Origin of the sequence: Arthrobacter sp. Soil763 (assembly GCF_001428365.1) — a bacterium.
Lineage (GTDB): Bacteria > Actinomycetota > Actinomycetes > Actinomycetales > Micrococcaceae > Arthrobacter.
In genome coordinates this window covers 109123-128987 of the sequence record NZ_LMSH01000002.1, presented here as the reverse complement: position 1 = coordinate 128987, position 19865 = coordinate 109123, and the positions used below count along the sequence as shown (strand labels likewise).

Below are 19865 nucleotides of genomic sequence, written 5' to 3'. Positions count from 1 at the left end.
TTAAGGGACCGGCCCGCCAATGAACCAGTCCCGGTTTGGGCCGGCACCCGTTGTAGCACGGGTGAGCTAACCGCAACTGGGCGCGAGTGCCTCCGCGGCGCCGTCGTGGCCGGCACCCGCCGCCTGACCCTTTTGAACCGCATCCTCTTTGCAGGAGCACCAACATGTCCATCCCAACCACAACACCAAGCAAGGCCCGCCGCCGTTCGGGGAAGTTTGCCCTCGTCTCAGCCGTCACCCTTGGGCTGATCGGCGGTCCCGTCGCCCTCGCTGCCCCGGCCGATGCCTCAACGCACCTGCGCGGCTGCACCGTCGACCCGCTCAAGCCCACCGACCGCAGCCACCTGGTCGATTTCCGAATCAAGGTCAGCTGCCGGGACAACCAGACCGTGCAGATCAGGCAGCTGCGCTATGAGGACGAGCGCGGCCGCCGGCACGACGACTACCTGGGCGGTTCCACGTTCCGGGAGTCCTTCAACCGGCGCCACGACGACGTCACCATCCACAGCCGGGACTGGGTTCCCGATCGCCGCGGTGACGAGAAGGTCTACCAGGTCGTGTCGTTCCGGGTCCGCGTTGGTAACCACTGGACCAACTGGACCCGCTGGGAAAAGAGTGACGTGGCAACCCTCCGTCACTGACAGGCCAGCCGACGCCGGACACGGACCTTGTCTCGCGGCTCCGGCGCCAAGACAAAAAGCCAGGGCAAACCCCCTGGCTTTTCTGCGTCTGCCCGGCGCTAGATCTCGTCGTCCCAGCCGCCGCCGTCGACGGCGTCCTCCGGCTTGGCTCCCGAACCGTCTCCGGCGGCATCGCCGGAACCCACATACGCCGCGGGCACCGTCCCGGCGGCCTGGGTCAGCTGTTCCTCACGGATGTTGGCCGCCTGCGCCGGTTCCGGCTGCGGAGTCCTGGCCTCATCGGTACCGCCCACTTCGCTGCTGTACAAGGCGGCGTCGCGCTCTGCCTGCTGCTGGCGGTCCTTCGCCGCCTCGGGGTCGCCGGGTCCGCGCAGTCCGGCGGGATCGGCGCTGGGATCGTTCGGCTCACTCATGGCACTGCCTTCCGTCCGGGGTCAGATTCCTCCACCCTAGCGCTCAGCACACCTCGCGCGCTGGCGGGCACCCGCGGCTCCCCCGCCGCAGGTACTCCCGGTGCTTGCGGGCATCCGGGCCGGCGGCGACCAGCTACCCCGCGGCGCCGGCCGCGACCAGCTCCTCCAGTCCGCGCTTGAACCCCGCCCTGCCGCCGTGGGCCGGATGCCGGATCTTCACCGCGGACACGCCGTTGCGCCGCAGGCTTCGGTCGGCGACGTTCCCGACCGCCACAACCGTCTCAATCCCGAACTCCGCGGCGAGCGCCTGCCAGAACGGGGTGCCCAGCGCCGCCTCGGCCGCGCTGGGGGTGCGGTTGGACAGCGGCTTGCCGGGGACATGGGTGTGCCAGGGGCAGGCGCTCCAGAGCAGCGGCAGCACCCCGACTTCGGCCAGCACCTCCCACATCACCGTGGCCGTCGGCTCGGCCGCGATACCGGCGGCTTCCGGCGGGAGCACGTAACCCTTGCCCGGCCCGAACAGGCCAAAGACGTTGGGCGGCCCTTCGAGGATGGTCCGGTTGGTGAAGGGAACGCCGGTGATCCGCATGCCGCGGAAGCCCGGAGCTTCGCCCAGCAGCAGGATCTTCGGGGACCGTTCGCGCACTTCCTGCAGGTAGAGGGCCAGATTCTGCCGGCGCAGCTCGTTCGCCGGGACAGAGTGGTCGAAGAAGTTGGCGCACCCTGGCCCGGTCTGCACGGACGCCAGCCGGTCCACAAAGTCCACGATGGAGGATGAAATCATGCAGCGCCCGTCCGGTTGGCAACTCGTAGATTTCCCAGCGTAGCCGGGCGGGTCCGCCGTCTGACCTCACCAGCCCTGGCCGCCGCCCCGGAGGCAGGCCCGGAGCCAGGCCCAGCGCACGCAAGGCTCAAGCCGCCCTAGCATGGAGGGCATGACGGCGACGACGATCTTCACGGTGGGCCACTCGACGCATCCCATCGAGGAGTTCATCGGCATCCTCCAGGCCCACGGCATCAAGAAGCTGATTGACGTGCGCACCGTCCCGAAGTCCCGGCACAATCCGCAGTTCAACACGGACGACCTCGCGGCGAGCGTGCGCGCCAGCGGGATCACCTACCGGCGGATGGCCGCCCTGGGCGGGCTGCGGCACACCACCAAGGACAGCCCCAACGGCGCCTGGCGCAACGCGTCCTTCCGGGGATACGCGGATTACATGCAGACCGAGGAGTTCGCCGCCGCCGTCGAGCAGCTGGCGGACCGCGGACGGCACAGCGACGCCGCCATCATGTGCGCCGAGGCAGTCCCCTGGCGCTGCCACCGCTCCCTGATCGGCGACGCCCTCCTGGTGCGGGACGTCAAGGTGCTGGACATCATGTCGGCGACGTCGGCCAAGGAACACACCCTGACCTCCTTTGCCCGCGTCGACGGCCGGCGGGTCTGGTACCCGCCGGAGTGAGGCCGGGCTACCAGCGCGGGTGGATCGTCGCGCGGAAGTAGCGGTCGTAGATTTCGTGCACGCCGACGTCGAACGTGGAATCGATGCCGCGGACCGACGCTGCCTCCGCGTTGGCGCGGGCCTGCTCGACACTCCGGGCGCCAGGGATCACGGTGCTGACCCCGTCCTGCGCCGCGATCCACGCGATCGCCGCCTGGGCGGTGCTGACGCCGTCGGGCACCAGTTCCTGGAACTCCGCCACCGCTTTCAGTCCCTGCTCGAAGTCGACGCCGGAGAAGGTCTCCCCGACGTCGAACGCCGCTCCGGTGCGGTTGTAGTTGCGATGGTCGTGCTCGGCGAAGGTCGTCTCCGCGGTGTACTTGCCCGAGAGCAGGCCGGAGGCGAGCGGCACGCGGGCGATGATGCCGACGCCGGCCGCCTGCGCGGCGGGCAGCACCTCGTCCAGGGGCTTGAGGCGGAAGGCGTTGAAGATGACCTGCACCGTGGCGGTGCCGTCATGGCGGATGGCCTCCAGCGCCTCATCGGTGCGTTCGACGCTGACGCCGTAGTTACGGATGGCCCCTTCGGCCACCAGCGTGTCCAGCGCGTCGTAGACCTCGGCGTTGCTGTAGACGGCGGTGGGCGGGCAGTGCAGCTGGACCAGGTCGAGCCGCTCCACGCCGAGGTTCCGCCGGGACCGGTCCGTCCAGGCCCGGAAGTTGGCAAGGTTGTAGTTCTCCGGCCGCTGCTCCATCCGCCGGCCCATCTTGGTGGCCACCGTGATGTCCAGGCCAGGGTTGTCCGCCAGGAAGGCGCCGATGGCCTGCTCGCTGCGGCCGTCGCCGTAGACGTCCGCCGTGTCGAAGAAGGTGACGCCGGCTTCCGCGGAGGCGTCCAGCACCGCCCGCGCCTGCGCCGGGTCCACGTTGCCCCAGTCCGCGCCAAGCTGCCAAGTCCCCAGGCCCACGATGGAAACGCGCCGGCCGGTCTTGCCCAAGATTCGTTGTTCCATCATCCGACTATAGGCCGGGGGACGGACTTGCTAGCCTGAGCCTGTGAAGTACGAGTCGCTGTGGATCGGAATGCTGGTGGGCGCCGCCCTCGGCTTTGCCGTGGGCGTGGCCACCGCCGACAAGCCGTTCACCGGGCTGCTGATCGGCCTCGGCGTCGGCGCGCTGGTGGGACTCGCGGCCCGCAAGGACCCGCGCAAAAGGTAGGCCTTGCCCGACCGCCCCGCTCCGCCCGCCCCGGAAGGAAATCCACCGTGACCTACACCGTCAACTGCTCGATCATGCTGGAGGATCTGCCGCTGCTGGCCCGGCCAGCGGCGGTCAAGGCCGCCGGGTTCGACGCCGTCGAGTTCTGGTGGCCCTTCGCCGACTCCGTCCCCGGCGACGCCGACGTGGACCGCTTTGAGCGCGCCATCACGGACGCGGGCGTCCGGCTCACCGGACTGAACTTCAACGCCGGAGACATGCCCGCCGGCGAGCGCGGCCTGGTGTCCTGGCCCGGCCGGGAGGCGGAGTTCCGGGACAACATCGACGTCGTGGCCGGCATCGGCGAACGGCTGGGCTGCACCATGTTCAACGCCCTCTACGGCAACCGTCAGGACGGGCCCAGCCCGGAGGCCCAGGACGAACTGGCCGTCGGCAACCTCGCCGCCGCAGCCCAGGCCGTGGGCCGGATCGGCGGGACCGTCCTCCTCGAACCGGTCAGCGGCGCACCCCGCTACCCGCTGCGCACGGCCGGGGATGCCCTCCGCGTCCTTGCCCGGGTCAAGGACGAGACCGGCGCGGACAACCTCCGGCTGCTGGCCGATTTCTACCACCTCTCGGTCAACGGGGACGACGTCGACGCCGTCATCGAGGCCCACGCCGCGGACTTCGGCCACGTCCAGATCGCCGACAGCCCCGGCCGCGGAGCCCCCGGAACCGGGACCCTGCCGCTGCAGCGCTGGATTTCCCGGAGCAGGGAACTCGGCTACGCGGGCCGCATCGGGCTGGAGTACAAGGCGACGACGGCGACGGCGTTCGCCTGGATGCGGGACGAAGGGGCCGAAGGCCGCCAGGTGCCCGACCCGGCGGCCCCGGCCGCGCAGGCGACGCCCGGGTCGACGGAGGCGCCATGACGCCCACCGCCACCCGGGCCGCAGCCGACCGCACCACCAGGTTCGGCATCGCCTTCATCGGTGTGCTGCTCATCGCCGTGAACCTCCGGGTTTCCTTTGTCAGCGTCGGCCCCGTGCTCGGGAACATCAGCAGCGATCTGGGGCTTTCCAGCGCCGCGGCCGGGTTCCTCACCGGTCTTCCGCTCATCGCTTTCGCCGTCTTCTCCCCGTTGGCGCCCGGTTTCGCGGCCAGGGTGGGCCTGGACCGGGCACTCTGGACCTCCCTGCTGATCCTGGCCGCCGGCATCGTGCTGCGCTCCCTCGCGCTGCCCGGGGTTATCTGGGCCGGCACCGCCCTGATCGGTCTGGCCATCGCCTTCCTCAACGTCCTGATCCCCTCGCTCGTGAAGCGGGACTTCCCGTTGCGGGTCAGCCAGGTCACCGGGGGCTACACCGCCGCCCAGGCCGCGTTCGCCGCGGTGGGGGCCGCCGTCGTCGTTCCCGTGGCGCAAACTTCGCCCGCGGGCTGGCGGCTGGCCCTCGGGATCTGGGCGGGGCTGGCGCTCATCGCCATGGCGGTCCTCCTGCCCTGGCTCCGCCGCCACCGGTCCGGCACCGCCCACGCAGCGGCGCCGAAGGCCGCCTACCGCTCACCCTGGACCTCGGCGCTGGGCTGGCAGGTGACGATCTTCATGGGACTGCAGTCTGTCGCTTTCTACGTCCTGATGGCATGGCTGCCCACCATCGAGCAAAGCCGCGGCGTCCCGGCCACCACCGCCGGGGTGCACCTCTCCGTTTTTCTGCTGATCAGCGTGTTCGCCAGCCTTGCCGCCGGCGGAATCCTGCACCGCGGGCGCGACCAGCGGCTGGTGGCGTTCACCAGCGGCGCGCTTACGGTTGCGACGTTCCTGGGCCTGACCCTGGCGCCGGAACTTGTGCTGCTGTGGATCGTCCTGGGGGCCATGGGCTGCGGAAGCCTGATCGTCGTCGCGCTGTCCTTGTTCAGCCTGCGGACCGTGAGCCATCCGCAGGCGGCGTCGCTGTCCGGCATGGCGCAGTCGGTCGGCTACGGGCTCAGCGCGGCGGGGCCGGTCCTGTTCGGCGCCCTGCGCGACCTCACCGGCGGCTGGACCGTGCCGCTCCTGGTGACCGCGGGCATCATGTTCGTCCTGTCGCTGGTGGGGCTGCTGGCCGGACGCGACCGGGTCATCAGCGGCCCAGCCTGAGACGGGCCTGCCCCGGGCTTCCGGGCCGGGCGGAATAGTGGCTCAGCGACCAGTGTTGTGCACCACAGATTCCATTCCATCCCTCCCGAAGGACTTCCCATGAGCCAGAACCCGGTAAAGCTCCAGCCCGGCACCCCCGCGCCCGATTTCACGCTGCCCGACGCCGAGGGCAAGCCGGTGGCACTGGCCGACTACCGCGGCAAGAACGTCATCGTGTACTTCTATCCCAAGGCGGCCACCCCGGGCTGCACCACCGAGGCCTGCGACTTCCGCGACAGCCTCGCATCCCTCCAGGGCTCCGGCTACGAGGTGCTGGGCATCTCCCCCGACGGCCCCGAAGCCTTGGCGCACTTCACCGGCGACTACGCCCTGACCTTTCCCCTGCTCGCCGACCAGGACCACGCCGTCGCGCTGGCCTACGGCGCCTGGGGCGAGAAGCTGGTCCGCGGCGAGATCACCGAGGGCATTGTCCGCTCCACCGTGGTCCTCGACCCGGAGGGCAAGGTCAAGCTCGCGCAGTACCAGGTCAAGGCCGAGGGCCACGTCGCCGCACTGAAGGACGAGCTGGGCATCTAAGCCCGCACTCCGCTCCGCGTCCGGATTCCCGCGCCGGTCCCGGACCACGGCACCGGCAGCGGACCTCCGCTCCGGTTTCGGTTTTTCGCGCCGGTTGCGGACCACGGCACCGGCAGCGGACCTCCGCTCCGGTTTCGGTTTTTCGCGCCGGTTGCGGACCACGGCACCTGCAGCGGATTTTCGCGCCGGTTACGGACAGGCGCCGCCAGGGCCCGGGGTGCGCTCGTCCACAACGCCAGCGGAAATCCGAAACAGGGGCGCATCCCCACCCTGTGCCGGCCTCAGAGCCTCGGCTCCGGTTCAAAGTCCATACGCCGGGGCCGGATTCCCGCGCCGGTTTCGGACGCCCGCGCCCGTTCCGGACCACCGCGCCGGTTTCGGACAAACGCGGACCGGGCCCCGGGTGCGCTGGTCCGAAACGCCAGCGGAAATCCATACCGGCCGCTTTTCCACATCCGACGCCGTCCCCGTTGCAGCGTTCCCTCCGACGGATGAGCATCGGGAGATGGACATCCCCGCGTTCATCCTCAGCAGCGATTCGGCACGGCTCGGCCGGGACACCCGCGCGTTGTCGAGGCGGGCCGCGGCAGGGGAACTGCGGCGCATCCGCCGGGGCGTCTACGTCCAGTCGTCGGACTGGGACCGGCTACCGAGCTGGGCCAAGTATCCGGTCCTGGTTCAGGCTGCCGCCTCGACGCTGCACAGCAGGACCGTCTTCTGCAGGAAGTCCTCCGCCGCCCTGTGGGACCTGCCGGTGTTGGGCCGCCCGCAGCTGGTCCATGCCTGCACCACCGACGAGGGCGGAGGCCGGTCCGGGGCAGGCGTCGTGAGGCATTACGTTGATCCGCGGTCGCTGGAAATCGAGGAGCGACGGGGACTGCTAGTCACCTCCCGGCTGCGCACAGTCCTGGATCTGGCGGCCTTCGAGGCCTTTGAACAGGCAACTGCGGCACTTGACCACGTGCTCCGTCCACAGCAGGGGCTGCCTGCCTTCAGCAGAACAGAGCTCCACGCCGGTATCAGGGACAATTACAGCGCAGCCGCGGCGCGCAGGATTCGGACAGCGATCGATTTCGCGGACCCAGCATCGGAGTCGCCGGGCGAGTCGGTGAGCCGTGCTTTGATGCACCGGCTGGGCTTCAAACCTGCCACCCTGCAGGCAGAAGTGCGCGACGCCCACGGACGTGTCGGCTTCACCGATTTCGAGTGGCGGGACGAACGGCTTTGCGGTGAATTCGACGGCCTGGTCAAGTACCAAAAGCCCGAATACCTTCAGGGGCGAACCCCGTCCCAGGTTGTCATTGACGAGAAGCTGCGCGAGGACCGGATCCGGGCCACCGGAAGACGGGTCATCCGCTGGACCTGTACGGAGATCTCCGGACCGGCGAGATTCGAAGCCTTCCTCACCGCCGAGCGCGTGCCCCGGCTGATTCGCCCTGCGTGCCGCCCCTAACGAGGCGCGGCTTCTGGATTTCCGCACCGGTTCCGGACCACCGCAGGCCGGGCCCGGGGTGCGCCGGTCCGCAACCGCCGCGAAAACCTCCGCGAAAACCTCCGCGGAAAGCAGCCGAAAACAGGCTACGGTCGGATGCCGGTCACGATCGTGGCCGTCGACCGGAGCCGCAGCGCGCCCTGATGCTCGTAGCGGCCGAGCATCTGGAACACATCCGACCGGATCAGCGACTGCGCTTCCGGGCCCGCCTTTGCCAACCCCATGGCCACGGTGGTGGCGATATCCGTCATGAACTGCCAGTAGCTCTCCGGCGATTCGTGGATCAGGTCGGTGCTGATCTTGCGCTCTGCCACCTGCACCAGACCGGCATCCCGGTACAGCCGGGCCATGAAGCCGGACGCGGAGCATCGGAACAGCCCGGGCATCTCCGCGGGCGGACGGGACAGCTCCGTGTGGTGCGCGAGCGTGCCCAGGATGAGGGTGGCCCACGGATTCTCGGCCGCCCGCCCCCAGACGGCGGCCGTGATCCGCGCTCCGGGCCTGGCTGTCCGGACCATCTCCTTCAAGGCGGCCCGCATCTGCGGGAAGAACATGAAACCGAAGCGGCAGAGCACGGCGTCGAACGTCCCGTCCCTGAACGGCAGTTCGGCGGCGTCGCAGACGGTGAAGCTGACGTTGGCCAGTCCGCGGACGTCGGCTTTCTCCTCGGCCACGTGCAGCATCCCGGCCGAGATATCGGCGAGCACCACCTGACCGCGGGGTACCAGGTGGGCGGCGGTCAGTCCCGGCTCTCCGGTGCCGGCGGCGACGTCGAGTACGGCCGAATCCGGCCGCAACCGGGCGTCCTGAAGGAGTGCGTCGCCGAAGGGCCCGTGCCAGCCGAGCAGCTCCGCGTCCCACTTCTTCCAGCCGGCTGCGAACTGGTCCCAGATGATGCGCTGCCGGTCACGGATGCTGTCCGCTGCAACTGCCATGGTGCGTCCTTCACAAGTCCGGACCGCACCCTCCCCCACGCACTAGTGTGCTCCGCCGTCGGCCGTTCCCGCTAGGCTTCCGGATCTCCGCGCCCGTTCCGGACGGCCGCACCCCGGGCCCGGGCCGCGGCGGTCCATAACCGGCGCCCAAAGCCGGAACCGGCGCGAAAACGGCGCCGCGCACGGGCAGTAGGCTTAATGCCATGGCTCCTGAAGACACCCCCGCCGCCCCCGAGCGCCGCGCCGTCACCGTCCGCCGCGCCCCGAAGTACGTGCCGTTCCTGATCGCGGGCGGCCTGCTGGGCGTCGTCGTGGCCGCCATCCTCGCCTACGGGCTCCCGGCCCGCGAGGGCTTCGACGCCAACTCCGTCTTCGGCTTCTTCCTGACTTTCTGCATCGGCGGCGGCGCGGTCCTGGGCGCCATCGTGGCCTTGGTGCTGGACCGGCTGAGCGTCCGCCGGGCCGAGCGCGCCGTCGTCGAGTCCGTCCCGGACTCCGTGCCCGACACCGACGACGAGGACCGCGCCTAGCCCTGCCACCCCGGCAAGACTCGGGCGGGCGAAGGGCAACGGAACCGGCCCAGGTCATAAACCAGCGGCCGGGGAAGGGCCCGGCGCCCGACGTGAGATAATCGACCAGTGGCACGCGGCGATGGAAAACTTTCTCATGACCTTCTCTCTGGCGAAAAAGGCCCGCAGGACGCATGTGGCGTCTTCGGCGTCTGGGCTCCCGGCGAAGAGGTAGCAAAACTCACCTATTACGGGCTGTACGCGCTGCAGCACCGCGGCCAGGAGTCGGCCGGCATCGCGACCAGCGACGGCAAGCGGATCAACGTCTATAAGGACATGGGCCTCGTCTCCCAGGTCTTCGACGAGACCACGCTGAACACCCTGACCGGACACCTCGCCGTCGGGCATTGCCGCTACTCCACCACCGGCGCCAGCCACTGGGCCAACGCCCAGCCCACCCTCGGCGCCACGGCCACCGGCACCGTCGCCCTGGCACACAACGGCAACCTGACCAACACCGCCGAGCTCAAGGCCATGATCGTGGAGCGCAACGGCGGCCAGCTCACCGGCGAGATGAAGCAGGGCAACACCTCCGACACTGCCCTGGTCACGGCCCTGCTCGAAGGCGAAGAGGGCAAGTCCCTCGAAGAAACCGCCCTGGAGCTGCTGCCCATGATCAAGGGCGGCTTCTGCTTCGTCTTCATGGATGAAGGCACCCTCTACGCCGCCCGCGACACCTACGGCATCCGCCCGCTGGTCCTGGGCCGGCTGGAGCGCGGCTGGGTGGTGGCGTCCGAGCAGTCGGCGCTCGCCACCGTCGGCGCGAGCTTCATCCGCGAGATCGAGCCCGGCGAGTTCATCGCCATCGACGAACAGGGCGTCCGTTCCCAGCGTTTCGCCGAGCCGACGCCGGCGGGCTGCGTCTTCGAGTACGTCTACCTCGCCCGCCCGGACGCCGCGATCGCCGGCCGCTCCGTCTACGAATCCCGGGTGGAGATGGGCCGCCAGCTGGCCCGCGAAAACACCCAGGAAGCGGACATTGTCATCCCGGTACCGGAGTCCGGCACCCCCGCGGCCGTCGGCTACGCCGAGGAATCCGGCATCCCGTTCGCGCACGGCTTCGTCAAGAACGCCTACGTGGGCCGCACCTTCATCCAGCCCTCGCAGACGCTGCGCCAGCTCGGCATCCGGCTCAAGCTCAACGCCCTGGAGTCCGTGATCCGCGGCAAACGCGTGGTGGTGGTCGATGACTCGATCGTCCGCGGCAACACCCAGCGCGCGATCGTGCGGATGCTCCGCGAGGCCGGCGCCGCCGCCGTGCACGTGAAGATCTCCTCCCCGCCGGTCAAGTGGCCGTGCTTCTACGGCATCGACTTCGCCTCCCGCGCGGAACTGATCGCCAACGGCGCCACCATCGAGGAAATCTCCCAGGCCATCGGCGCGGACTCCCTGGCCTACATCTCCGAGGACGGCATGATCGGCGCCACCAGGCAGCCGCGCGAACGCCTCTGCACCGCGTGCTTCACCGGCAAGTACCCGATCGAACTCCCGGGCGCGGACAAGCTCGGCAAGAACCTGCTCGAGCGCACGGACCTGGGCGGCAAGCCGGCCGGCCTCCCCGCCATGACCGCCACCCCGGGGTCCCCGGGCGCCACCTCCGGGGCCACGGCCGACGCCGACCGCGCCGACGGCGCCACCGCCGTCCCGGCCGACGCCGATCCCGCGGAGAAGGCCGGCGCCACCGGGTGCGACCCGGGGCCCGATGCCGAATTCGAAGAGCTGCTCACCGACGCCGACCGCGTACCCGCCGACAAGCTTGATGCCGACAAGAAAGAGCCAGTATGACTTCCGCCTCCACGGCCGCTGACACGAACGACGCCGGAAACACCGGCATCACCTACGCCTCCGCCGGCGTCGACGTCGAAGCGGGCGACCGCGCCGTCGAACTCATGAAGGACGCCGTCAAGGCGACCCACAACGACTCGGTGATCGGCGGCGTCGGCGGGTTCGCCGGGCTGTACGACGTCTCGAAACTGCTGACCTACAAGCGGCCGCTGCTGGCCACCTCCACCGACGGCGTGGGCACCAAGGTCGCCATCGCCCAGGCCATGGACATCCACGACACCATCGGGTTCGACCTGGTGGGCATGGTGGTCGATGACATCGTCGTCGTAGGGGCCGAGCCGCTCTACATGACCGACTACATCGCCTGCGGCAAGGTCGTTCCGGAGCGCATCGCGGACATCGTGCGCGGCATCGCGGCGGCCTGCTCGGTCGCCGGAACCGCCCTGGTGGGCGGCGAAACCGCCGAACACCCCGGCCTGCTGGGCGAGCACGAGTACGACGTCGCCGGTGCCGCCACCGGCGTGGTCGAAGCCGACGCGCTGCTGGGCCCGGACCGGGTCCGTGCCGGCGACGTGGTGATCGGCATGGCCTCCTCCGGCCTGCACTCCAACGGCTACTCGCTGGTCCGCCGCGTCGTCAACCACGCCGGCTGGGCCCTGGACCGCCACGTCTCCGAGTTCGAGCGCACCCTGGGCGAGGAACTCCTGGAACCGACCCGCGTGTACGCCGCGGACTGCCTGGACCTGGCCCGCACCTTCCCGGTGGACGGCTCCTCCAGCGGCCGCGCCGTGCATGGGTTCAGCCACGTCACCGGCGGCGGCCTGGCCGCGAACCTGGCCCGCGTCCTGCCGCAGGGCCTGCTGGCCACCGTGGACCGCGCCACTTGGGAACTGCCGGCCATCTTCAAGCTGGTCTCCGAGCTGGGCAATGTGCCGCTGGCCGACCTCGAGCGCACCCTGAACGTCGGTGTCGGCATGGTCGCGATCGTCTCCCCCGAGGCCGCCGATGCCGCGGTGGCGCACCTGAACGCCCGCGGCCTGCCCTCCTGGATCATGGGCACGGTCGGGCAGGATTCCGACGCGGCCCTGCGGACCGGCCCGGACTACGTCCAGGGCGCCAAGGGCGTCGACGGCGGCGCCGTCCGAATGGTCAACGCCTACGCCTAAGAGCCCCGCACCCTCGAGTACCCAAAACCGCCGTTTAGAACCTCTCTAAGCGGCGGTTTTTCGCACTCGCTCCGGTTTAGACCTCCAGCAGGCTGATGACGCCGCCCTGCGGATCACGGATCGTTGCGATGGTGCCGGCCTCCTCGACATCCTCCGGCTCGACCAGCACGACGCCGCCCGCTTCCATGGCCGCCACCACGGCTGCGGCGGCGCTGGGCACACCGAAATACACCTGCCAGCCCGGCTGGAGGTTGCGCTCCCCCGCGGGAACCGTCGCGATCCCGGCCACCTCGGCGCCGCCCGCCATCAGTGTCGTGTAGGTGCCGCCGTCGTCCTGCGGGTACTCGGTGACCTCATGCCCGAACAACTGCTGGAAGAGGCCTACGGCGGCCTGCGGCTCGGGCGTGAGCAGTTCCGCCCACGCCAGGGCGCCGGGTTCCTCCATCCGTGCGGTGCCGACGTGGCTGCCGGCCTGCCAGACGCCGGTCGTCCCTCCGCCGGGCGGTGCGAAGAAGACCATGACGCCGGTGTCGGCCACGGCCTCGGGGCCGAATTCCAGCGCCCCGCCGGCGTGCGGCACCTCGGCGGCGAGTTCCGCGGCGTCGTCAGCCGCGAAATACACGTTCCACTGGGCCGGCGTTCCCGCCTCCTGCTGCTGCGGATTTTGCGGGGCGATCACACCGACCAGGTCGTGATCCAGGAACGCCATGGCGTAGCTGCGGCCGTCAGGGGTGGGCTGGTCTTCGTAGCGCCAGCCGAAGAGCGCGGCGTAGAACGCTTTCGCCGCATCCACGTCCGGGGTCTGCAGGTCCGCCCAGCAAATCTCGCCGTGGCCGAATCCGGTGCGCTTGGTCATGGTGTTCCTTCCGCAGGCGTACGCCGCGCGGGCGTGGGCGGCGTCATCAACCTAGCCCGGCACGGCCGGGGCGACAAGCCCGGGGTGCAGGGCGCAAGAAAAAGGCCCGCCGGGCGCGCCCAGCACAGGGCGCGGCCGACGGGCCTGGAAAAACTAGGATGGCTTCCTTGCGGCAGGAAACCGGGAAGGAGCGACTAACCGATGCGGCGGGTGTCTACCTCGTCGTCGTCATCGTCCAAATCGTCCGCGTACTTATCCACATAGGCTGAGTAGTCCGGTTCAACCGGCTCATCCTTGAAGTGGTTCGAGGCACGACTTCCCGGGCCCGTGAGCTCGCGCTGAAGGGCCGAATAGTCAGTGTTCGGGGAGTAGTACTTGATGTCCCGAGCCTGCTTGGTAGCTTTTGCCTTTTGACGGCCGCGCCCCATGGCGTGACCCCCTTTTGTACTTGGACCGGAGGTGGTCACCTTGGCTGTCGGTGAGGCCCCGGAATGATTGGTCAATTTGTCGTACACCTAGATTACATGCTTTCGGCTGGTACTGCTTGCCGCCGGAGCCACGGTGGACAGTGTCGTCCGTCCCATTGAGTGACCGGCCGACGCCGGCGTGCATGCAGGCCCGGCAGCAATTTCGATAGAGTCTCTTGACGGGTTCCCGCAAACAGGCCCCGCAACCGGCCGCCCGGCCCCTTACGCAAACGCACGGAAGAGGTGAATTCCCGAGTGACCGACAAGCCTGCGAGCGAGGAAAACGCCAGGCACGGCGACGCCGGAATGCCTAACGGTTCCCGTCCGGAGCCCTCCGCGGGGCAACCGAACGGCCCCTCAGCCGCGGTCCCGCCGGGCCGCCCTGCCGTGCGCATCCCGCCGCGCCCGTCGGCGCCGCCGACGTCGGCGATTCCGTCCGTGCCCCGCGCAGACTCCGGGGCTGGCGCTCGTGGCGCTGCCGCAACCGGCGCCGCAACGGACGCCGCCGTAGGTGCCGCCGCAGGTTCACCGACCCGCACCTCCCCCGCATCAACCGCGCCTTCCGCCACTCCGGCTGCATCGCAGACTGCGGAGCGGCGCGCGGCCGATCCCGCACCGTCCGCCGCTCCGGCCGCGCCGCGGCAGACCAATCCGGCTGCACCGCGGCAGACCGCTGAGCGCCGCATGGCCGGAAGACCGACGGCCAGTAAGCCCCCGGCCCGCAAAACCACCTCCGGAGCCTCCCAGTTGGGAAAGGTGCTCTCCACTCAGGGGACCCGGCTCCGCGGCGCAGCAGGCCCCGCCGTCCGTCGCCTCCGCGCCGAGGCCGGACCGCGCGCCCGACGCCTCGGCCAGACCGTGCGGACCACCGTCCTGCGGCTGGGCCCGGCACGGGTCGCCGCCGCCGTGGCCGCCGTCGTGGTGCTGGGCCTGGTGGCCTGGTGGCTCACCTCGCTGGCCGCGTCGAAACATGAACCGACCGCCGGGGCCGCGTCCGCCGCGGCACCGTCGGCACCCGCCTCCGCGGAGGCGTCGACGCCGCCGTCGCCCGCAGCCCGCGGCGCCCTGCCCCTGGAGGGCGTGAACCCGATGGACTTCCAGCTGGGCGACTGCTTCAAGGACTTCGACGCGAGCGCCCCGACGGCGACCGTCGTCGCCTGCTCCAGCGGCCACTCGGCGCAGCTCATCGCTGTCGACCGCTACGGCGCCGACGACGCCTACCCCGGCCGGGATCCGCTGAAGCAGAAAGCGCTGGATACCTGCAAGTCGGCACCGCTGACCGACAAGTCGGCCAGCTACGACTTCAGCTACAAACTGGCCTACCCCAGCGCGTCCAGCTGGAACTCCGGCGACCGGCGTGTGGACTGCTACTTCGTGGCCGACGGCGGCAATGTCATCAAGGAGTCCCTGATCCCCCGCCTCTAGGTTCAGGCCACCCGATGGGCCGCCGCGCCGCGAGCCAGGTAGTCCCGCCGGATCCCCGCCTGCGCCGATTGACCTGAGGGCCGTTTGACCTGCGGGCCGCCGGCGTCGGTGGTATCGTCGCAGGCTCGCGCCCGGCAGACGGCCGGGCGCACCTGTTGGGGAGGCGTGCACGTGGTTGGCTATGGTTTCGGGATTCTTTACGTCGTGGTGATGGCAGTGCTGGTGGGGCTGGCCATCTACGCCCTCGTGCTGCTCATCATCTTCCTGCGGCTCCGCATCCGCGAGCTCAAGGCCGCGCAGGGGCCGGGCTCCGGTGCCGGGCCGGTGGCCTGATGCGGATGACGAAAGCCAAATTCCTTCGGATCCTGGCGGTCTTTGGCGCCGGGTACCTGCCGTACGCTTTCCTCTGGCGCTCGACCGGGACCCTCACCGCCCTTTTGGTCGGCGCGGCGGTCGCCTTGGCGGCGGCGCTGGTTATCCGCTGGCGGGAAGCCGGAGCCGGCGACCCGCACTAGGCGGACCGGGCACGCGAAGGGCTGCAACCGTCGTTGGACGGCTGCAGCCCTTCGCGTTTGCCCCTAAAGGTCGGGGCCCTAACGGCCCGGGCCCGGGGGCTACTCCTTGCGCCGGACCGAGAGGCCGGAGCCGCTGGAGGCGCCGCCGGTCGGGCGGTCGGACACATCCGGACCGCCCATCGTGAGCTCCATCAGATCCGGCGCGGTGTCCACGACCACTGTGTCGCCGTCGGAGATCTCGCCGGCCAGGATGGCCTTGGCCAGGCGGTCGCCGATCTCGCGCTGCACCAGGCGGCGCAGCGGGCGGGCGCCGTACGCCGGGTCGAAGCCGGTGACGGCCAGCCAGGCGCGCGCCCCCTCGGACACTTCCAGGGTCAGGCGGCGGCCCTTGAGCCGGTCGCCCAGCTCCTTGACCTGCAGTTCCACGATTTCGGCGAGCTCTTCGACGCTCAGCGGATCGAACAGCACCACCTCGTCGAGCCGGTTCAGGAACTCCGGCTTGAAGGACGCGTGCACGGTCGCCATGACGGCGTCGCGCTTGGCGGCGGCGTCGAGGTTCGGGTCCACCAGGAACTGGCTGCCCAGGTTGGACGTCAGCACCAGGATGACATTGCGGAAGTCCACGGTGCGGCCCTGCCCGTCGGTGAGGCGGCCGTCGTCGAGCACCTGCAGCAGGATGTCAAAGACTTCCGGGTGCGCCTTCTCCACCTCATCCAGCAGCAGCACGGAGTACGGCCGACGGCGGACGGCCTCGGTCAGCTGGCCGCCCTCCTCGTAGCCCACGTAGCCCGGAGGCGCCCCGACCAGCCGGGCCACGGAGTGCTTCTCCGAGTACTCGGACATGTCGATCCGCACCATGGCGCGTTCGTCGTCGAACAGGAAGTCGGCCAGCGACTTGGCCAGCTCGGTCTTGCCGACGCCGGTCGGGCCCAGAAAGAGGAACGAGCCGGTCGGCCGGTTGGGGTCGCTGATGCCCGCGCGCGCCCGGCGCACGGCGTCGGACACGGCGGTGACGGCCTTGGTCTGGCCGATCAGCCGCTCGCCCAGGACGTGCTCCATGTCCAGCAGTTTCTGGCTTTCGCCCTGCAGCATGCGGCCGGCCGGAATGCCGGTCCAGGCGGAGATCACCTCGGCGATGTCGTCCGCGGTGACCTCGTCGGCGACCATCTGCCCGGACTTGTCCGGCACCGCCGCCTCGGCCTCGGCAGCGGCGGTGAGTTCGCGCTCCAGGGCCGGAATCTCGCCGTAGAGGATCCGTGAGGCAGCCTCGAGGTCGCCCTCGCGCTGGGCCTTGTCCGCCGTCGAACGCAGCTCGTCCAGCTTGGCGCGCAGGTCACCGACCCGGTTCAGGCCGGCCTTCTCCGCCTCCCAGCGGGCATTCAGCGCGGCGAGCTCTTCCTTCTTGTCCGCCATGTCCGACCGCAGCGCGGCCAGCCGCTCCACCGACGCCGGATCGGTCTCGCCGGCCAGGGCCAGCTCCTCCATGGTCAGCCGGTCCACCTGGCGGCGCAGCTGGTCGATCTCCTCCGGGGCGGAGTCGATTTCCATCCGCAGCCGGGACGCGGCCTCGTCCACCAGGTCGATCGCCTTGTCCGGCAGCTGCCGGCCGGAGATGTACCGGTTGGACAGGGTGGCCGCGGCCACGAGCGCGGAGTCGGCGATGGAGACCTTGTGGTGGGCCTCGTAGCGTTCCTTGAGTCCGCGGAGGATGCCGATCGTGTCGTCCACGCTCGGCTCGCCGACGAAGACCTGCTGGAAGCGGCGCTCCAGGGCCGGGTCCTTTTCGATGTTTTCGCGGTACTCATCCAGCGTGGTGGCGCCGATCAGCCGCAGCTCGCCGCGGGCCAGCATGGGCTTGAGCATGTTGCCGGCGTCCATCGAGCTGTCCCCGGAGGAGCCGGCCCCGACCACGGTGTGGAGCTCGTCGATGAAGGTGACGATCTGGCCCTCGGAGCTCTTGATCTCCTCCAGGACCGCCTTCAGCCGCTCCTCGAACTCGCCGCGGTACTTGGCGCCGGCGACCATGGAGGCCAGGTCCAGGGCGATCAGGGTCTTGCCGCGCAGGCTCTCGGGCACGTCGCCGGCGACGATCCGCTGGGCCAGGCCCTCGACGACGGCGGTCTTGCCGACGCCGGGCTCGCCGATGATCACCGGGTTGTTCTTGGTGCGGCGGCTGAGGACCTGGATGATGCGGCGGATCTCGGCGTCGCGGCCGATCACCGGGTCCAGCTTCCCGGACCGTGCGATCGCGGTCAGGTCGGTGCCGAACTTCTCCAGGGCCTGGAAGGTGTTCTCCGGGTCGGCGTTGTCCACCTTGCGGTCGCCGCGGACCCCGGGCAGGGCCGCCAGCAGCGCCTCGTGCGAGGCGCCGGCTTCGCGCAGCAGGCGTCCGACGTCGTCGCTCCCCGCCGCCAGGCCCAGCAGCAGGTGTTCGGTGGAGACAAAGGTGTCGCCGAGGCGCTCGGCCTCGTTCTGCGCGTTCTTGATGGCCTGCATCGCGGTGCGGGAGAGCTGGGCCTGCTGCACCGAGCTGCCGGAGTTGGAGGGCAGCGACTTGATCGCCGTGCTCGCCTGCACGCTGACGGTGTCCGGGTCGGTCCCGGTGGCGCGGAGGAGAGCGACGGCGACCCCCTCGCGCTGGTCCATCAGCGCTTTGAGCAGGTGCGCGGGTTCCAGCTGCGGGTTGCCCGCCGTCGAGGCGTTCATGGCGGCGGCCGAAAGAGCCTCCTGGCTCTTGGTGGTGAATTTGGCGTCCAAAGAGAGCTCCTTCCGGGGATAAGACTGTCGTCAAAGTTGAGTCTACCCCGCTCAACTTTGGATTGAGTGCCTTTGGCTCCATGTTTGCCCACGGCGAAACCGCTGTCTAGGGCCCGGCGGTGGGACATGCTCGGTCCCGGCGCCTCCCGGTGGACATAAGCCGCTATGCCCATCGGCCACGGCCCACGGATGGGCATGTCCTTCGGGGCGGGCACAGGGCGGGCATGTCCGCACGCGAATCGCGCCGGAAAGCAAGCCCGCAACTTAACGTTGCTTAACGCTGAAACCGCTCATTACTGTAACTGAGGTCACAGGGACACGAACCGGCGCGAAGGAGGGTCAGGATGCAGGCACATGCCGCCACCGCTGCCAGCGACGGCCCGGTTGCCCCGGTTTCCGCGGCCGCCGTCGCCCGGGCGGCAGGGGTCTCCCCCGCCGCGGTGTCCTATGTCCTCAACGGCAAGGGCGGCGTCTCGCCGGAGACCCGGCGCCACATCATCCACGTGGCGAACGAGCTGGGCTTCAGGCCCCGTAAGTCCTCCCACTCCACCGACCTGCAGCGCACCCGGGTGGTCGGCCTGATCCTGCCGAACATCATCAACCCGATGTTCCCGCGCTGGGCCCAGGGCGTGATCTCCGCGGCGGCGGACTCCGGCTACGAGGTCTTCGTGGCCACCACCCAGGATGATCCCGAAGTCCTGGCGCAGGTCACCGCCACGCTGGCGAACCGGGCCGTCGACGGCGTCATCCTCGCCGCCTCGCTCCGAGACGATGCCCGCGCCCTCCGCACCCTGAGGGCCGCCCGGATTCCCTACGTCTGCCTGTCCCGCCGCGCCGACTTCCTCGATTCGGACTTTGTCGGGATCGACGACGACGCCGCAGCCACCGTGCTCATGCAGCACATGCTCGGCCACGGCTACACCGAGATCGCCACCGTGATCGGCCCGCGGGTGTCCACCGCGTCGCTGGCCCGGGAGCAGGCGTTCGTGCGGACGGCGGCCGCCGCCGGCGTCGTGATCAGCGGGGACCGCAAGATCAGCACCCGGGTCAACAACGAGGGCGGCCGGCTCGCCGCCGAGCGGCTCTTCGCCTCCGGGCCACCGCCGCAGGCCGTGGTCTGCGGCAGCGACGAGCTGGCCATCGGCGTCATGGAATATGCCATGGCCCGCGGCCTGCGGATCCCGGACGACGTCGCCGTCGCCGGCTGCGACGGGCTGCCGCACAGCCGATCCGGCCTGATCAACCTCACCAGCATCGTCCAGCCGCAGCAGGAAATGGCCCACGAAGCCTTCGCCCTGCTGCTGCAACGCATCGACGCCCCGTCCCGCAGCTACACCTCACTGGTGTGCCCGCACCGCCTCCACGTCGGCCGTACCTGCGGCTGCGCGCCGGCTATTCCCTGACCTTACAGACCACCCAGACACGCACCGCACCCCCAAGGGCTTCTCCAACGCTGCCCGCTGTCCACCGTCACCCTGACCCAATCCAAGGACCCA

21 protein-coding genes are annotated in these 19865 nt (G+C 70.0%); 14 read left to right on the top strand and 7 right to left on the bottom strand.

Annotated elements, in window-relative coordinates; translation table 11 throughout:
* Positions 1-164: 164 nt before the first annotated feature.
* Positions 165-641 (top strand): hypothetical protein, encoded by a 477-nt coding sequence (locus ASG71_RS04150; RefSeq protein ID WP_056737455.1) that lies wholly within the window; start codon positions 165-167, stop codon positions 639-641.
* Positions 642-739: 98 nt separating this feature from the next.
* On the opposite strand, the gene ASG71_RS04145 is transcribed toward ASG71_RS04150, so the two are convergent.
* Together ASG71_RS04145 and ASG71_RS04140 are read right to left on the bottom strand one after the other, a co-directional pair.
* Positions 740-1054: a hypothetical protein gene (locus tag ASG71_RS04145; protein WP_056737454.1), complete on the bottom strand. Its 315-nt coding sequence runs from the start codon at positions 1052-1054 to the stop codon at positions 740-742.
* Between the two features lie 133 nt (positions 1055-1187).
* Positions 1188-1838 carry a uracil-DNA glycosylase gene (locus ASG71_RS04140; RefSeq protein WP_056737453.1) on the bottom strand — a complete coding sequence of 217 codons (651 nt, stop codon included), beginning with the start codon at positions 1836-1838 and terminating at the stop codon, positions 1188-1190.
* Positions 1839-1989: 151 nt separating this feature from the next.
* On the opposite strand from ASG71_RS04140, the gene ASG71_RS04135 reads away from it, so the two are divergent.
* Positions 1990-2514 (top strand): DUF488 family protein, encoded by a 525-nt coding sequence (locus tag ASG71_RS04135; RefSeq protein WP_056738488.1) that lies wholly within the window; start codon positions 1990-1992, stop codon positions 2512-2514.
* Between the two features lie 7 nt (positions 2515-2521).
* Here the strand turns inward: ASG71_RS04135 and ASG71_RS04130 are convergent, their stop codons facing one another.
* Positions 2522-3505, bottom strand: a complete 984-nt coding sequence (locus ASG71_RS04130) for an aldo/keto reductase (RefSeq protein WP_056738486.1) — start codon at positions 3503-3505, stop codon at positions 2522-2524.
* Positions 3506-3548: 43 nt separating this feature from the next.
* Here ASG71_RS04130 and ASG71_RS16550 point away from each other — a divergent pair, with 43 nt between their 5' ends.
* From ASG71_RS16550 to ASG71_RS04110, 5 genes are all read left to right on the top strand, one after another.
* Complete coding sequence (locus ASG71_RS16550) at positions 3549-3710, top strand: hypothetical protein (protein ID WP_157366212.1); 162 nt, start codon at positions 3549-3551, stop codon at positions 3708-3710.
* Positions 3711-3757: 47 nt separating this feature from the next.
* Positions 3758-4621 carry a hydroxypyruvate isomerase family protein gene (locus ASG71_RS04125; RefSeq protein ID WP_082574862.1) on the top strand — a complete coding sequence of 288 codons (864 nt, stop codon included), beginning with the start codon at positions 3758-3760 and terminating at the stop codon, positions 4619-4621.
* Entirely contained in the window at positions 4618-5826 is a 1209-nt protein-coding gene (locus ASG71_RS04120) for an MFS transporter (protein WP_056737452.1), read from the top strand. Before ASG71_RS04125 ends, ASG71_RS04120 begins: the two co-directional genes overlap by 4 nt.
* Before the next feature lie 99 nt (positions 5827-5925).
* Positions 5926-6402, top strand: a complete 477-nt coding sequence (gene bcp, locus ASG71_RS04115) for a thioredoxin-dependent thiol peroxidase (RefSeq protein ID WP_056737451.1) — start codon at positions 5926-5928, stop codon at positions 6400-6402.
* Positions 6403-6907: 505 nt separating this feature from the next.
* Positions 6908-7855, top strand: a complete 948-nt coding sequence (locus ASG71_RS04110; RefSeq protein WP_056737450.1) for a type IV toxin-antitoxin system AbiEi family antitoxin domain-containing protein — start codon at positions 6908-6910, stop codon at positions 7853-7855.
* Between the two features lie 125 nt (positions 7856-7980).
* On the opposite strand, the gene ASG71_RS04105 is transcribed toward ASG71_RS04110, so the two are convergent.
* Positions 7981-8829, bottom strand: coding sequence for a class I SAM-dependent methyltransferase (locus ASG71_RS04105; protein WP_056737449.1), 849 nt, complete (start codon positions 8827-8829; stop codon positions 7981-7983).
* A gap of 203 nt (positions 8830-9032) precedes the next feature.
* On the opposite strand from ASG71_RS04105, the gene ASG71_RS04100 reads away from it, so the two are divergent.
* From ASG71_RS04100 to purM, 3 genes are all read left to right on the top strand, one after another.
* Positions 9033-9359 carry a hypothetical protein gene (locus tag ASG71_RS04100; protein ID WP_056737448.1) on the top strand — a complete coding sequence of 109 codons (327 nt, stop codon included), beginning with the start codon at positions 9033-9035 and terminating at the stop codon, positions 9357-9359.
* 108 nt (positions 9360-9467) lie between these two features.
* Complete coding sequence (gene purF, locus ASG71_RS04095) at positions 9468-11183, top strand: amidophosphoribosyltransferase (protein WP_056737447.1); 1716 nt, start codon at positions 9468-9470, stop codon at positions 11181-11183.
* Positions 11180-12349: a phosphoribosylformylglycinamidine cyclo-ligase gene (gene purM, locus ASG71_RS04090; protein WP_056737446.1), complete on the top strand. Its 1170-nt coding sequence runs from the start codon at positions 11180-11182 to the stop codon at positions 12347-12349. The genes purF and purM overlap by 4 nt, the downstream gene beginning before the upstream one ends.
* A gap of 76 nt (positions 12350-12425) precedes the next feature.
* On the opposite strand, the gene ASG71_RS04085 is transcribed toward purM, so the two are convergent.
* Positions 12426-13205 (bottom strand): VOC family protein, encoded by a 780-nt coding sequence (locus tag ASG71_RS04085; RefSeq protein WP_056737445.1) that lies wholly within the window; start codon positions 13203-13205, stop codon positions 12426-12428.
* Between the two features lie 194 nt (positions 13206-13399).
* On the bottom strand, positions 13400-13633 hold the full coding sequence (locus ASG71_RS16260) for a DUF3073 domain-containing protein (protein WP_082574860.1): 234 nt from the start codon (positions 13631-13633) through the stop codon (positions 13400-13402).
* 795 nt (positions 13634-14428) lie between these two features.
* On the opposite strand from ASG71_RS16260, the gene ASG71_RS16780 reads away from it, so the two are divergent.
* From ASG71_RS16780 to ASG71_RS04075, 3 genes are all read left to right on the top strand, one after another.
* Entirely contained in the window at positions 14429-15097 is a 669-nt protein-coding gene (locus ASG71_RS16780) for a septum formation family protein (protein ID WP_162254040.1), read from the top strand.
* Between the two features lie 171 nt (positions 15098-15268).
* Positions 15269-15430 (top strand): hypothetical protein, encoded by a 162-nt coding sequence (locus tag ASG71_RS16540; protein ID WP_157366208.1) that lies wholly within the window; start codon positions 15269-15271, stop codon positions 15428-15430.
* 5 nt (positions 15431-15435) lie between these two features.
* Positions 15436-15612 (top strand): hypothetical protein, encoded by a 177-nt coding sequence (locus ASG71_RS04075; RefSeq protein WP_157366206.1) that lies wholly within the window; start codon positions 15436-15438, stop codon positions 15610-15612.
* 99 nt (positions 15613-15711) lie between these two features.
* On the opposite strand, the gene clpB is transcribed toward ASG71_RS04075, so the two are convergent.
* Positions 15712-18369: an ATP-dependent chaperone ClpB gene (clpB, locus tag ASG71_RS04070; RefSeq protein ID WP_056737442.1), complete on the bottom strand. Its 2658-nt coding sequence runs from the start codon at positions 18367-18369 to the stop codon at positions 15712-15714.
* Between the two features lie 344 nt (positions 18370-18713).
* On the opposite strand from clpB, the gene ASG71_RS04065 reads away from it, so the two are divergent.
* On the top strand, positions 18714-19772 hold the full coding sequence (locus ASG71_RS04065) for a LacI family DNA-binding transcriptional regulator (RefSeq protein WP_056737441.1): 1059 nt from the start codon (positions 18714-18716) through the stop codon (positions 19770-19772).
* Positions 19773-19865 lie beyond the last annotated feature (93 nt).